Source organism: Desulfovibrio sp. UIB00 (assembly GCF_022508225.1).
Classification (GTDB): Bacteria; Desulfobacterota; Desulfovibrionia; order Desulfovibrionales; family Desulfovibrionaceae; genus Desulfovibrio.
In genome coordinates this window covers 13,152-28,679 of the sequence record NZ_JAETXJ010000007.1, presented here as the reverse complement: position 1 = coordinate 28,679, position 15,528 = coordinate 13,152, and the positions used below count along the sequence as shown (strand labels likewise).

The 15,528-nt window shown below is 53.1% G+C and carries 5 protein-coding genes; 1 reads left to right on the top strand and 4 read right to left on the bottom strand.

What is annotated here, in order from left to right; translation table 11 throughout:
• Positions 1–652: 652 nt before the first annotated feature.
• The gene (locus tag JMF94_RS11430; RefSeq protein ID WP_240825225.1) at positions 653–10,003 is read left to right on the top strand and encodes a VCBS domain-containing protein; all 9,351 of its coding nucleotides are present in this window, start codon (positions 653–655) and stop codon (positions 10,001–10,003) included.
• A gap of 123 nt (positions 10,004–10,126) precedes the next feature.
• Here the strand turns inward: JMF94_RS11430 and JMF94_RS11425 are convergent, their stop codons facing one another.
• The 4 genes from JMF94_RS11425 to JMF94_RS11410 form a co-directional block, all read right to left on the bottom strand.
• The gene (locus JMF94_RS11425) at positions 10,127–11,050 is read right to left on the bottom strand and encodes a phosphoglycerate dehydrogenase (protein WP_240825223.1); all 924 of its coding nucleotides are present in this window, start codon (positions 11,048–11,050) and stop codon (positions 10,127–10,129) included.
• Positions 11,051–11,298: 248 nt separating this feature from the next.
• Positions 11,299–11,481 (bottom strand): hypothetical protein, encoded by a 183-nt coding sequence (locus JMF94_RS11420; protein WP_022659683.1) that lies wholly within the window; start codon positions 11,479–11,481, stop codon positions 11,299–11,301.
• A gap of 152 nt (positions 11,482–11,633) precedes the next feature.
• Positions 11,634–13,589 carry a sigma 54-interacting transcriptional regulator gene (locus tag JMF94_RS11415; protein WP_240825221.1) on the bottom strand — a complete coding sequence of 652 codons (1,956 nt, stop codon included), beginning with the start codon at positions 13,587–13,589 and terminating at the stop codon, positions 11,634–11,636.
• Between the two features lie 335 nt (positions 13,590–13,924).
• A complete protein-coding gene (locus JMF94_RS11410) occupies positions 13,925–15,355 on the bottom strand; it encodes an SLC13 family permease (RefSeq protein ID WP_240825219.1) in 1,431 nt (476 codons plus the stop codon).
• Between the last annotated feature and the right edge of the window lie 173 nt (positions 15,356–15,528).

The window sequence follows — 15,528 nt, the reverse complement described above, 5'->3', positions numbered from 1 at the left end:
GTAATCATTTGGGGGAAGGCTTATGGCTAGAATTCCATTCGGCATTTTTCTGATTTCTTATAGAGTATGGTACAAAAAAATTTTCAAGAGTAAATGATATATGGTATCGTATGCTATTATTTTATATATGATAGTAATCAATATTATAGAGAGGTTGCACGTAACATACATTTCTGACAATTTGGTCAACCAAGCGGTACGGTCAGAAATAGTGTTGAAAATCATTGTTTGGCAGGCGCACGCCGCAACGAAAAAATTTTACCTCGGGGGAGAACTGCTCGGGCTGCTTGACATATCCTTGCAAACCACGGCAAGGTTGTTTTGCCAGAGCTGGGTATCACGCGTGGCGGCGGCAGCAGCCGTATTTGCGCGGGCCAGTTGGCGGAGGCCGCCCCTGGGCCTCTCATAGACATGACTACTACGCCGAACCTGCTTCGGGTTCCGGTGTGTCGATAAAAAGGGCAGTTGGCAGCATTGCTGCTGAAAGTTCTTCCTTTTTATTCGCGAAGGTTTCCCCCTTCTTTATTCCCAGTCATTGCGGCGCATTGGCGCCCTTTTTCCGCAAACGCGCGAGTGCCGTTTTTGCGGCTTATGCCGTTTTGCGCGTTAAACCGGGTGTTTTAGTAATGCCCAGTAAAAAGAAGGTTTTTCCATGGCAGACATCAAGCTTGTTCGCCCCTCCGCCGGTCAGACTGCCGTTATCCCCAGCGCGCCCGATGCCCGCATGGTTCTTGATTTTTCTGCTGACCAGGTCAGCATTGAACGTCCGCAAGGCTCAGACAGCCTCTTTTTCCGTTTTGACGATGGCGCAGCCATTGAATTGCAGAATTTTTACACCCAGTACAACAAGGACGACATTCCCTCATTTGAGGTTGACGGTCAGCTCATTGCGGGTGCGGATTTTTTCAATGCCTTCGGGCCAGACCTTGCCCCGGCCGCCGGGCCTTCGGCTTCGCCCACCCGTAGCGGCAGATACAGCGATTTTGCCAATGCAGGGCTTGAGGACGGCGTAAACCACCTTGACGGCCTTGATTACCGCCTTGGCTTTGGCGGCGATACCCAGCCGAATATCAATCCCTACGCTTCGCCCTTTCTCACCAATGACGCGCCCGCGTTGTCCACTGGCGGCGCAGCCATTGCCATCGGCCTCACGGAATCAGCATGGGACGGCAAAAGCGCCAGCGCCGCGCCTGTAGTCAGCCAGAGTGGCTCATTTTCTGTGGCCGACCCGGATGGCGACAGCCTGACCACCACCGTGAGCATGGGCGGCAAGGTTGTCGCCGTCAGCACCGCTGGCCCCACCACGGTTGAGAGCGACTACGGTACGCTTGTTATCACGCCCAAGGGCGGCGGCAGCAATGTCACCTTTGAATATACCTACACCCTCAAGCAGGATCCCTACAGCCCCACGGATAGCCTTGCCGAAGGCGAAAAGCAGGCCGACAACATTGTCTTCTCTATCAATGACGGCAAGGGTCATACCGTGACCCAGCCCATCAACGTGGTTATCACAGGCAGCAACGATGCGCCGGATATCACGGGGGTTACAGATCTTACGTTGAAGGACATTGGCGATGGTAACGGCCTCAACGTCAAGGGCGAAAGGTCGGACACGCTGAACGCGGATGAAAACAAGCCTACCCAGGATGGCGGCACGGACTTTACCCAGCACACGCTGAGCGCCTCCGGGCAGATTGTGGCGCGGGATCCGGATCACGGTGATGAACTGACGTATGGCATCAAATCCGTGCTCGTTAACAACGTCTCTATTGCTGTGAATGGGCATGCCACATCGGCTACAGGTTTTGATACTGCCTACGATATGGATGGTTACGGCACTCTTTATCTGAACTCCAAAACCGGTGAGTACCGTTTCGACCTCGATTCCACGGAAAAAAGCACTGTGGATAAGCTGTCCGAAGGTGAGAGCGTAAAAATTTCCATGGTCCCCACTGTACATGACAAGTTGGGGGCCTCGGATAACGACTCCGGCACTACACGGGAAGGTGGGCGCGCGCTCGACGGGGAAACGATAGACATCACCATTCACGGCACCAACGAAGCCCCTGAAAACATGACGGCGCAGTGGACTGGCGGCAATACCGTGCAGGAGGATGTCACGCCGTTCACGATCAGCGGCGCGGTCAAGGCTACTGACCGCGATTCTGACGGCGCCGATCTGCGCTACGGTCTGGTGCACACTGACGCCGATGGCAAGCAACACAGCGAAACCCAACTTTATGTGGTGGATGACAACGGCGCCATGAAAATCACCACCGTGGCCCCGACTGATGGTACTGGGGGGCATCATGACGGTTATTATGGTGTACTTACCATGGACCCCAAATCCGGCGAATACTCTTTCACCATGTACAATGACTCCAACGTGGTGCAGGGCATGGGCCTGAAGGCCGATGGAACACCGGAGAGCAAGAGCCTCTTGGGTATAACTCTGGTGGCAGAAGACGCGCATGGCGCGTACACAACCTCGGATATAAGCCTTACGGTGAATGGCACCAATGATGCGCCGGAATTCTCAGCCACCAAGTACACGGCAAGCGTGACAGAGAGCGGTGTGCAGGATCATGGCAATGCCAGCGAGCCTGGTGTTCCCCTCTCGGTAGTGGGACGGGTCGATTCTCATGATGCTGATTTACATGATAAAACGCCCGAGTATTCTATTGATGGCGGCACCAAGCTTGCCACCGCTGCAACCGTGGGCGGCGAAACGTACGACTATAGCAAAACTACCGACTACGGCACGCTGTATCTGAACAGCAGCTCTGGAAAGTATGTTTTTAGAATTGACGACACAAAGGATGGCGTTGTTGATAAAATGGCGTCCGGCGATTCCAAAATTTTGAATTTTGGTATTACCGTAAACGATGACCATCATGGGACCGGAGCCAGCACCATCGAGGTCACCATCCACGGCACCAATGATCAGCCTACGCTTGCCGCTTTGACGTCTCTTGCCGTCAAGGAAGACATAACCCTGTCTACCTCGGGCAACCTTGTAATCTCCCATGATGCCGACGCATCAGACATCCATTCATTCGCTATTGTGGATAAGTCTGTAGGGGAATCGTATAACGCAACCAATGGTTCCTATACCGTTGCCGAGAGCGGCTCTCCCACTATCAGCTATGCAACGCCCTCATCCAGCAATATTATGCAGGGCCGTTTCGGCAAGATGGAGATTGGTCTTGATGCGGACAATAAACCAATCTACACATACACCCTTGATAATTCCAAGAGCGATGTGCAGCAGTTGGGGCTCAATGCGGATGGCACTCCGGAGACGCTCAGCGAAACATTCTACATCATGGGCAAGGACGATAAGGGCGGGTTCGACATCAAGCCCGTTACCATTACGATTGCGGGCACCAATGATGCGCCCGTATTCTCAGCCACCAAGTACACGGCAAGCGTAACAGAGAGCGGTGTGCGGAATCTCGGCAATGACAGCGAGCCTGGTGTTCCCCTCTCCGTAGTGGGGCAGGTAAATTCTCATGATGCTGATTTACATGACAAAACGCCCACATATTCTATTGATGGCGTTACCAAGCTTGCCACAGCAACAACAGTGGGTAGCGAAACGTATGACTATAGCAAAACTACCGACTACGGGACGCTGTATCTGAACAGCAGCTCTGGAAAGTATGTTTTTAAAATTGACGACACTAAGGGTGGCGTTGTTGATAAAATGGCGTCCGGCGATGCCAAAATTTTAGATTTTGGCATTACCGTAAACGATGGCCATGATGGTACCGGAGCCAGCACCATCGAGGTCACCATCCACGGCACCAATGATCAACCCACGCTAAAATTTGTGACAAAAGACAGCCATGGCGATGCTGTTGTGGTAAATTCTGGCGATCTTTCCGTAGTGGAAGCGGGGGCTGGTGTTGTCCACACTAGTGTCTCTGCCAGCGTGCTTGGGGCAGACGTAGACGCTCATGCGGCAACATCATTTGGGCTTGTTGTTGGTCACAAAGACGTAGCTGACATTGACGGGCGCAACCTTGCTTTTGACAAGGACAGTGCGAACCAGAGTGGGCTTGGAGCCGGTCATACAACGGTAGATGGAACCTACGGAACTCTTAGTATTGATGCGAGTGGCAAGTACACTTACAGCCTTGACGAGAGCAAAGCAAATTTTCTTGACTCTGGTGAAGAGCGTCAAGAGAATTTTACCATCTATGTAAGGGATGAGCACGGCGCATGGGATTCAAAACAGATTACCGTCGCCGTGCATGGTACCAACGATGCCCCTACTTTTGACAATAATTACAATCATTCAGTCAAGGAAACTGGTTACTATGTTAAGGGTGACCGTGGAAAAAACCTTGTTTCTGCAGAAAATACTGAAAAGACAACAGATTCCAATGCGGGTGCTGCAAACGGCTCTACAGACAAACCATACCACGAGCTCGTCGTCAGTGGGGCGCTGCACGCCACGGATGTGGATGGAGTAGATGGCAGCGTAACTTCTCCTAAAGACACGCTGACATTTGGCCTTCAGGCAAGAGATGGCAGCAACAAGGTTGTTAATCTCTATGCTGCTGGCCACGAAATAACAGTGGATGTTCTTGCGCCAACGAGCGGAACTCTGAGCAGCACAAACTACCGGATAGTGACAGAAGGCGTATCTATCAAGAACTATGAAAAGTGCGGCACGCTTGTTTTGCACGAGGATGGTAGCTACACCTTTACCCTTACAGAATCAGAGGCCGTTAACAGGCTTTCAGAAGGAAAGTCCGTAAATATCACGTTTACGCCTCTGGTCACGGACAGCAACAATATTGTTAACGGGCATCCTCAGAACACCACCAGTGGCGGAACCTATGCCGAGACCACTGGCATAATTACTGTAACCGTCAACGGCTCTAACGAAGTGCCAACCATTACGAGCAACGCGTGGAAGAGCTCTGTTGGCCTTGCCACCGTCGGCGGCTCTGAATATGGCATCGTTGTCGAAGATAGTAGTATAGCCACCACCATCACGGGGAACATTGCAGGCAAGGACACTGACACCAGTGACAACCTACGTTACCACCTTGTCGCATCTGTCAAAGACGGGGCCGCGCTGAATACGGTCATGTACGTCAAGGCCGACGGAACACTCGTTGACGAAGCTACCTTCAAGAAAGGTAGTGTTGATGATTTTTGGGGTAAGGTCAGCATTGAATCATCTGGGAAAAATGCAGGCACGTATACTTTTGAACTCTACCAGTCGTCCGCCGCGGTGCAGAAACTTTCTGGCAACGAAATCAAGAACCTTGATATCCCCGTGGTGGTTGTGGACAATCACGGCGCATACACATCTGGAACAATCAAGGTACAGATTCAGGGCAGTTACGATGCCATACGAGTTACAAGCAATGATGCGCACAGCATCCAGGCTTGGGAATCTGGTGTTGCGCGTGTGGGCAGCGACCCTAATGCCAGTTTTGAAAAATCCACAGAGTACGATGGCAGCCAAGCCACAGGTGGAACGTTTAAAGTTGTCCAGGTCGATGCGAACACTGATAAACTGCAATACGGGTTCAAGGTGACGTTTGATGGTGGAATCGTAAAGTATATAAAAGATTCGTATGATACCGGATACGGAAAACTTACCATTGACCGTTATGGCAAGTTCTCGTTTGAGTTGGATCAGGATGCTTCAGCGGTGAAGGCCCTCAATGCCGGGGATCTCACGAAGATTACTAACATTGAGCTTGCCGCCTGGGATACGCGCCAAGGTACAACCAGTGGAAATACATTTACACCACCTAAAGACCTCCCCCCCGCAACGCAAAAGCTGGAACTTTATATCAAGGGAACCAACGACAAGCCAGATTTTACCTTCAACACGGAAAATTCTGACAGCCGAACAATTACGTTTAAGTCAGGATTGACGGAAGACAACAGCAAATTTTCCACGTCAACCGGGCAACTGTCCGGGACAGACGTCGATGCTGCGGATACCCCGGCAACGCTTCGCTACAGCCTTGTATATGGTTCAGGCACCACACAGGTGTTGGAAGGCAAGTATGGCGTTCTGGAGCTAAAACCGGATGGCAGCTATACCTATACCCTCACCAGGCCAGACCTGCTGCAACACCTTGACGATAATACCCACCTGAAGGACGAAGTGTTCACGGTCCGCATTCAGGATCAGCGTGGGGCGTACTCCAATGCCACATTGCAGATAGATATAACGGGCAATAAAGATACACCCATCGTCAATATCTCTGGAAACAGCATTAGGGAAGATGCAGGGCACACGATATACCCTGGTTCTGTTGACCACAGCGATGATCCCACTACGGCGGGTCAGCTTACCCTTGGCAAGATTGTGGACGACAGCGACACGGCCAACTTTGGGAAAGACGGTGCAAAAGCCGGATGGACAGTGGATTCTTCGACTTCCACCGATATTCAGGTGGTCAAAGCTTACGCTGATGGCATATCGGGAGCCACTGTGGCCAAGGGAAACTATGGCTATCTGGTTGTCAGCCCTAATGGCAGCTACAAGTACTTTTTGACGGAAAATGACAATGAGGCCATTCAGAAGCTCAACGAGGGCAACTCGCTGAACGAAACGTTCACTGTTGTCGCCACTGCGGGGGGCAGCACTGTCCCCCAGAGTATTTCCATAGCAATCCATGGCACCAATGACAGGCCATACTTTACCAGCAGCACACCGGCCTTTGCTGGTGCGGCAAAAGTTGGCAATTTTGAAGATCAGGCCAACGACTGGGTGGATACAGCTCACCCTGGTACGGTGTTTGTGGGCACGGTAACTGGCAAGGCCGATGTTGATGATCCGACCAATAGCCTGGTCTACAAATTTGCTGTTTCCCACACTGATGGCTCCACTTCTTACGCAACGGAAGTGAAGACAGACTACGGAACTATTTCCATTGATCCGGCCACGGGCAAGTATACCTATTTTCTGGATACCTACAGCGCAAAGCTCGCCACGGCCCTGAATCACAGCAATGCTGGCATTGATGATTCTGTCAAGGTTGTCATCATTGACCCCCATTCTGCAGTCTCAGAGCCAAAAGATATCACCATCCACATTACCCCCGGATCTAGCGGAACTGGCGGATCCGGCGGTAGTGACTGGCGCAATCCTTCCTATACGTTCAGTCAGCTTGAGCGGGCAGTGAAGGAAGATGACGGCTTTGACCTCCACGTTGGCAGCAAGGAACATCCCTCGCCAGAGGGTGTGGCTGTTACCGGCCACCTGGATGCAATATGGGGTGTATCTGTAATAAGTGTAGATGCGCCCGATTATGGGTTTGGTATAAATGACGGGCAAGGGAACCAAGTGCAGGGAATGGAGGGTAAATACGGCTACCTTTCAGTCAACCCTGCCACTGGTGCGTATACGTATACCCTGTATAACACCCGCCCAGATGTGCAGGCGCTGCATGAAGGCGAAACTGTAAAAGAAACATTTTCAATGATGTTCAACGGCAAGCCGTGGACGGAAGCGTTTGGGCTGTACCCTGTAAATGTTGTCATCAACATCAGCGGAACCAATGATTCCCCTGTGGTTGATTCATACAAGGATATTGATCTGGCGGAGAAAGACCATTTTGTCTCTCAAGCTACATACAGGATTGTGGGCTCGGACGCAGATGCTGGCGAATCTGCTACACTGAAGTACAGCATTGACGGAGATCATGGTCATAGCGGAAAAGTTGCTGGAAATTTTGGCACATTTACACTCAATTCAGATGGAAAATATAGTTATAAAGCCAATGAAGGCCTGAATCTGAATGAAGGCGTCACCGAAACCGACAGCTTCACTGTGCTGGTAACAGACGCGCACGGAGCAACCACCAAGCAGGTTATCAAGGTAAATCTGACCGGTGCCAACGACGCTCCCACTGTCAAATTTGACAGTGGCGTTGACCATACTGGCAACACCGTACAGGCTTCTGTTGCCGAAGATACACATACTAGCATTACTGGCGAAGCCAAAACATTTTTTGAAGATGACAAGGGTGATAGCAATCTTACGTTTTCCGCCAAGAGTGTCAGCTCCAATACTGCTGGCATGGTAGTACGCGGCGAATACGGAGTGCTGGTCGTCAAACCCGATGGCAGCTATTCCTATGTGCTCAACAATGCGGACAGTAAGGTGCAGGGGCTGGATTCCTCAGCAAAGAACCTCAGTGAAACTTTCACTATTATCGCCACGGACAAGCACGGTGCTTCTAACGAAGTAACGCTGAAAGTGAATGTTTCTGGCACAGATGATCTGCCTGAAGTGACCGTGGAGAAAGTGCTGACCGTAACAGAAGGCAGCCCTGTAAACTCCATGAGTGGTAAAATTACCGTATTTGATGCGGATAGTGCAGACGTTGCGAAATCGCCAAACCTTTACTTTGAGGCTGCCGACAAAACGGCTCATGACAACATCAGCAACGAGTATGGCACCTTTACAGTGAAGCCATCGGGTGAATACACATTCACGCTCGATAGCAGTTCTCCGGCAGTTATGGCCCTTAAGGCCGGGCAGCTTGTAGAAACCCATGCAACTCTTGTGGTGGAAGACCAGAACCACAACAAGGTTACGCAATTGATAACAGTCAATATCAAGGGGAGTGCCAGCGGCCCTGTGGTGGAAAATGCCACGGGCAGTGATTTTGATGTGCAGGCGGTGGCCAACCCTGATGCGGGCCTCAAATACATTGCCCAGGGGAAGGTCGTGGGCACGGATTATGAAGACCATGAGGTGTCATATACCGTAAAAACTCAAGGCGCTCACGGAACTCTTGGTATTGATAAGTATGGATCGTACACCTACACCGTTGATGCCCACGACAAAGCAGTGTTGGCGCTTGGTGACGGAAATTCGTTCTCCGATACTGTGATGATCAGTGTCATTGCAAAGAATGGCCAAGTTACAGACCATAGTATTAAGTTCACCATCCACGGCACCAACGACGCGCCTGTGGCGACAAGTGAAACTTTTGGCACAGCCAACGGCCAATTGCACGCAACAGATCCGGATACGGGCGACCATATAGCTTCTTATGCCTTGCAGACAGAAGCTGCCTATGGGCATGTTACTGTAACTGCCGACGGTCAGTACACCTATGACCCCAATATCCACTCAGAACAGGGGCTGGATGCTCTGCAACTGCACCTGAACGGCAGCGGGGAGTGGGCTACAAGCTTCACAGATTCCTTTCTGTTTACCGCCACAGACTCCCACGGTCTTATATCTGCTGCTGGCAAGGCAAGCCTTGCCTTTGATGTTACTGGAAAAGACGGCGGCCACCATGTAGATATTACCATCGGCAGCGAAACCAGCCACCTGCTGTTTGGCAGCGGCAATGCGGATACCCTCGATGCACGCGGCGAGACGGAAAGTCATATCCTCTACGGCGGCGGAGGCGATGACAGGTTGTACGGCGGTAGTGGCGATGACATCCTCTACGGCGGCATAGGGCACAATGAACTGCACGGTGAAGGCGGCAACGATACCCTCTATGCCGGCAATGATGGCGACCACCTCTACGGCGGAGCCGGCAACGACCACCTCTACGGCGGGGCAAACAACGACTTCCTTGACGGCGGCGCGGGAAATAACATTCTGAACGGCGGCGCTGGCAACAACGTGTTGGTCTTCCATACGGGCGACACCATTGACGGCGGTTCTACCACGGGGCTTAACGTGCTTATCAACCACAGCTCCGACACGCTGGATTCTCTGTTGGCCGATTCCAATCAGGTAAAGAATGTGAGCGTCTTCATTCAGGATGGAGCCAAGGATGGTGACGGCACCGCCAATCTGACGGACATGAATGCGCTTATCAACGCGGGCATCAAAATGGGTACGGACAACTCCATATCCTTGGACAGCACACAGTGGGAGAAGACAGGCGAACATACCTTCAGCAATGCAACGCAAGATCTTACCATCACCACTGTCAATAATGTGACCGCAGATATGACAGCCGAGAAGAATGAATTCATCTTGAAGAATTCATAAAAGGGAACGCGCGCCAGCCAATGGCGCACCGTAAACAGAAAAGCCCGCCCGCATTCTCACAGAGGATGCGGGCGGGCTGCATTTTGCGCCCACAGGCGCGTACTATTCAGGCAGTGAAGCTGCTTACAGTCCCAAATCGCGCAACAGGTTGTCCACAGCCATGTTGCCCATGGTTTCCGTGGCACCTGCGGTGGAGGACGAACAGTGCGAACCCATCACAAGGTTGTCCAGCTCATACCACGCCGGATCAGCCGGGGGTTCCTGTTCAAATACGTCAAGGCCCGCGCCGTAGATGCTGCCTTCTTTCAGTGCAGCCAGCAGGGCCCCCTCGTCAATAAGCCCGCCGCGCGCGGTGTTGATCAGCACGGCTGTTTTTTTCATGCTTGCAAGGCGCTGGGCATTAATGAGGTTGCGGGTTTCGTCCGTCAGCACCGTATGCAGGGTGATGAAGTCGGCCTCGCGGCAAATGCGGTCAACATCTGCGCGTTCCACGCCTTCCTTGGCGGCCCAGGCATCGTCCCACACAACGTCGTGGGCCAGAATCTTCATGCCAAAGCCCTGTGCGCGTTTGACAACGCAACGGCCAATGGCCCCAAGGCCGATGATGCCGATGGTTTTGCCGTACAAATCGATGCTGGTGATCTTGCCCCAGTCTTTCTGGCGGCAGCGGCGGTCAATAAGCCCGGCCTTGCGCGCCACCATGAGCATGAGGGTCAGGGCGTAGTCGGCCACGGCATTGCTGTTGGCGCCTACGGTGCGCGAAACCGCGATGCCGCGCTCCTTGCAGGCCGCAAGGTCGATGTTGTCCAGCCCCACGCCGTATTTGGCAATGGCCTTGAGGGCGGGGGCAGCAGCCAGCACAGGGGCATCCATGGGGTCAACGCCAAGAATGACGCCAGCGCAGTCGGCCAGCTTTTCCTTCATCTGCTCGGCGGAGAGAATGCCGCCCGTGTCGTTGCGTATCACTTCCAGCCCGGCCTGGGCCAGACGGTCAAACAGCTCGGGATTGGTTTTGCCGAAAGAACGGGGTGTTACAAGAATTTTCACAAAAACTCCTTGTGCGGATATGGGCAGAATCTGGGCCGGGAACCGGCGCATACAGCCTTACTACTCTGCGGGTATTTGTCAACGAGTGCGGGTAAACGAATAGGCACAAGGACGGCAACAGCGGAAGGCGCAAGATGACCGCTCGCAGCCGGGCCGCAGGCTGATCCTGATTTGTGGTTTGCCCTCTCAACGCGCAACAGCCGCCGGGCTGTACCCGGCGGCTGTTCCTCTTCGTACGGCAAAGCGTGTTAAGCCTGCACGTCCAGCTTTCCGCCAATGCCCTCGGCGGCAAGCCCTTGGCTGCGCATGTTCTGCTCCATTTCCGCGCCCTTATCAATAGTGCCGCTGATAAGCGCTGCAGACATGTTGGCCTGAATGTTCAAGGCGCTTCTGGCCAGGCTTACGCTCATGCCCATCTTCACATCGTCCATGGCTTGCTCCTTGGCCGTTTGTGCGAACCTGTGCATCAATCTGATCGGCAAAAACGCAAAAAGCTGTAGGGCAAAAAGCAAAAGCAAGACCAGCCGTAATTATGAGCGTCAGATGCGCGGCTGGCTTCAGGCCATCTTCGCGCAACCTGGGGTCAATCCTGCCCCTGCTCTTCGCCTTCAAGTTCCTTGAGTTTTTTCCACACGGTCACGCGGCTGATGCCAAGAGCGTCAGCGAGAGCTTTTTTGTTGCCGCCGTGTTCTTCAAGCGAGGCCTCCAGAATGAAGCGTTCCATCTCTGCCATGGTGCCGCGCGGCACCTGCAAAACATCATCAATAGGGTGGCATGGGCCAGCCATGCCCTGCCGCAGGCAGTGCCGCCGCATGATGTCTGTAATCAGCGCGTCAAAGTCCTGTTGCTCGTCATAGAGGGTAAACACGCGCTCCAGAATATGCTCCAGTTCGCGCACATTACCCGGCCAGCCGTGCGCTGACAGCGCGGCAAGCGTTGCATCGTCAAACTTGAGGCGGCTGCGTCCGGCTACGTGCTGGTGGTTTTTTTTGATAAAATGGGCAATGAGCGTGGGGATGTCTTCCTTGCGCTTGCGTAGCGGCGGTATTTGCAATGGCAAGATGTTGAGTCTGAAAAACAGGTCGCGCCGGAAAGAACCTTCCTGAGCCATGGCGTAGAGATCGCGGTTTGAAGCCGCTATAATGCGTACGTCAATGTTGATGACGCGGTCGCCGCCAATGCGGAAGATTTCTTTTTCCTGCAAGGTGCGCAGCAGACGCACCTGGGTTGCGAGGCTCATTTCGCTGATTTCATCCAGAAACAGCGTTCCCCGGTGGGCCAGCTCAAACATGCCCGGTTTGCCGCCCTTGCGCGCGCCGGTAAAGGCCCCTTCTTCATATCCGAAAAGTTCGCTCTCCAGCAGGTGCTCGGGCAGGGCCGCGCAGTTAAGGGCCACAAAGGGGCCTTTTTTGCGCTCGCTGAAATTGTGGATACTCTGGGCAAAAAGCTCCTTGCCAGAGCCTGTTTCCCCTTCAATGAGAATGGAGGCGCTGCTGCGGGCATAGCGCTTGGCTTCGGCCACAACCGGGCCAAGGGTGTTTTTTGAACCGATGATGTCCGAAAAATTGTATTTTGCCACCAAGCCCTTGCTGGCAAGCTGTACACGGGCCTCAGCTTCGATTTTCTGGATTTTGGAAAGTTCCTGAAAAACAATGATGGTGCCCTGGTCATGCTCACGCACGCGGATAGGTACGCGATTGACCACCAGGGTCTTGCCCTTGAGGGGCAATACCTTGTCCACGGTGTATTCACCGTTGCCGAGCATCTGCTTGAGTTCCTGTGGCGTTGACGGGGCATCAATATCCATGCCCACCAGCTTTTTGCCGTGCAGGTCAAGCATCTGCTTTGCAGGGCGGTTGCAGATGGCGATGGTTTTGTCGCGATTGACGGAAACGATGCCGCTGAGAGAATAGTTGATAATATTGTTCAGGCGGCGGGAGCGGGTACGCTCCTTGATGTGCTGGTCAACAATGTTGCGGGCGGAAAGGACAGCCTGATGCACGCTGTCCTTACTGGAACGTATGAGATAGTAGGGCAGGCCGTACTGCGCCGCCTTTTCAATGACGCATCCGCCAAAGCCGACCACGGCAACGTCGTTCAGCGTGGGGAGACGGGAAATAATACTGTTGAAGTCCTGCTCGTTGCGGTAGATGACCTGGCGGAAATTTTTAAGTCGCGCAAAGGCCGCCAGCGATTCAATATCAACGCTCAGATTGCTGTCGTAAGTGATGCAGAGCAGGTTCTGGTGGCGCTCTGACGCTTCGCGCAAGGGGGTGACGATGTCGTTGGCTGTAATCTGGATGGGCACCACAGGTGTTTTGACCATCTGCTGGATGGCGATGGCCGTTCCCGCCTGACTGATAATGACATCGTAACGGTTTTCCACCTCAAGCGCGTGGAGGTGCCCGCTGTTGTAAATGCCGCCATCAAATACATCCACCTCAACGCCGAATTGGCCTGCGGAGTGGCGCACAAGCTGAGCCATTTCATCATAAATGGAAACGCAAAGAATACGCGGTTTGAAACTGGCTGGCAACATGGGAGCCTCGTCATCTGATTGGTTCGCGCATGGCGTATGCGCCGGGCGGTGTTAAAAACATAAACCTCGCTGTGTGCAAAGTAAACATGAACAGCATGAAATATTGAATGAATACAGCAGGTATTGAGAAAGAACAGGTCAAAACCTGTCTTGCGTCAGTGCCGCTTTGCTCGGCCATGCAAGCAATGCACGCCAGGAATGCCTTGCACCCTTTATGCTCCGATTACCCCGTAGATTCTGCTTAACAACGCAGTCACGGCAAGGACTTCACAATAAAATCCATGCCGCGACTGCGTAACAAATCCGACTTGCGTACCGGATACGCCGGAACCCCGTTACTTTATGAGGCCGAGCATTTTCCAGTAGGGTATGCTGATAAGGAAGGCCACTATACATATGGCGGTATATGCAGCCGAAAGTTTAATCATGGCTCCGTGCCGCGCCATTTTGCCCTGCGTGCCGAAATGGGCGCAAAGGTAAATGGAGTTCATGTAGCTCAGGTACCAGATATCACTGCCGGCAAAGGTGACCATGCAGGCGATCCAGGGGTTCATGCCGTGGGCGATCATGATGGGCGGAAGAATCAGCACAAAGATGGCCGAGGCGGACGTGAGCGACACAATAACCAGTTTGACGAGCGAGGCCACAACCACCAGGGTCACAATGAACAGGGCGGGTTCTGAAATCACGTTGGCAAGGAGGGGCTGCAGTTCCGTACCAAGCCAGCGGTCAACCTTGAGAGACTGGATAACCGAGGCCATGTTCAGGATGCTGCCCACGAAAACAACGGACGACCAGTCGATGCCCGTCTTGAAATCATTCTTGTCCATAACCTTGAGCAGCATGAGCACGCACATGGCCATGAGCGAAACTTCACCGGCAGATATCTTGTGCAGCGATTCGGTCATCCACATGAGCAGGGTGACAATAAGTACGCCCATGCACAGCTTTTCATTACGGGTCATGGGCCCGAGCTTTTCAAGCTGGGCGTTGCTGTAGCCTGCGGGCAGGCTGACTTTTTCCTTGGGTTTGTAGCAGGTCACGATGAAAAGACCCATGCCGAGGAAGACGCACACGCCATAGGGCAACGACCACAAAAGCCACTGCAGCCACGTAACGCCGCGATAGGCCTCGGGCAGCATGCCCACCAGAACGTAATGGCTGAACGAGCCGCTCATGAACATGTGGCCCATGAGGATAAAGCCCACATAGCATGCGCCGAACAGGCCGTTGGCCGCGTTTGACTTGCGTTCAATGCCAAGTTCATCGCTGATGCCCATGGCGATGGGCGAAGAAAGCGTGGCCTTGGCGTTCATGCTGGGAATGAGCGGCCCGATCACCGTGCCCGAACCAATCAGCCCCCACACCTGACCGGCAAAACTGGCAGGGAACAGCTTGAGAACCCAGAGTGAGATGCGCTTTAAAAGGCCTGTTTTGCCTGCCACTGCGCCCAGGGCGAATGCACCGACCATGATCCACCAGCCGGAGGTGGAAAATGTGGCAAACGCTGTTTTGAAGGGCACGCACTTGAAGGCCGACCACAAGATACACATCATCAAACCGGTGACAAATTCGGGTACGATCTCGGTGATCCACCAGCCTACAGCCCACACGGTGATGCCAAGAGCAATCATGGTCTTTTCGTTCAGGCCTTCCGGTGGTGCTTGCAGGGCAACCCAGATACCAAGGATGATGGAAAGAACAGACCCCGCAAGGCGAATGTTCTTGACCAGATTCCCTTTGTTTTCAGCAGCGATTTCAGCCATGACACTCCCTCTGTGTAAAAAAATGGAACGGCCTGGGGCAAAAAATGAACGAAAAATTGACAACCCCGGAGCAGACAGAAAATGCAAAAGAGGCGCTAGTAACCCAACGTAAAAATTTGTTTCGCTTCATCTGTTGAGCGTCACATCAGCTACGATTCAATAACGCTCTTGCA

What these genes read in the sequence shown, in the direction of transcription:
- JMF94_RS11430 (WP_240825225.1), top strand. Translation starts at nt 653, where the DNA reads ATGGCAGACATCAAGCTTGTTCGCCCCTCCGCCGGTCAGACTGCCGTT.
- JMF94_RS11410 (WP_240825219.1), bottom strand. Translation starts at nt 15,355, where the DNA reads ATGGCTGAAATCGCTGCTGAAAACAAAGGGAATCTGGTCAAGAACATT.
- JMF94_RS11415 (WP_240825221.1), bottom strand. Translation starts at nt 13,589, where the DNA reads ATGTTGCCAGCCAGTTTCAAACCGCGTATTCTTTGCGTTTCCATTTAT.
- JMF94_RS11420 (WP_022659683.1), bottom strand. Translation starts at nt 11,481, where the DNA reads ATGGACGATGTGAAGATGGGCATGAGCGTAAGCCTGGCCAGAAGCGCC.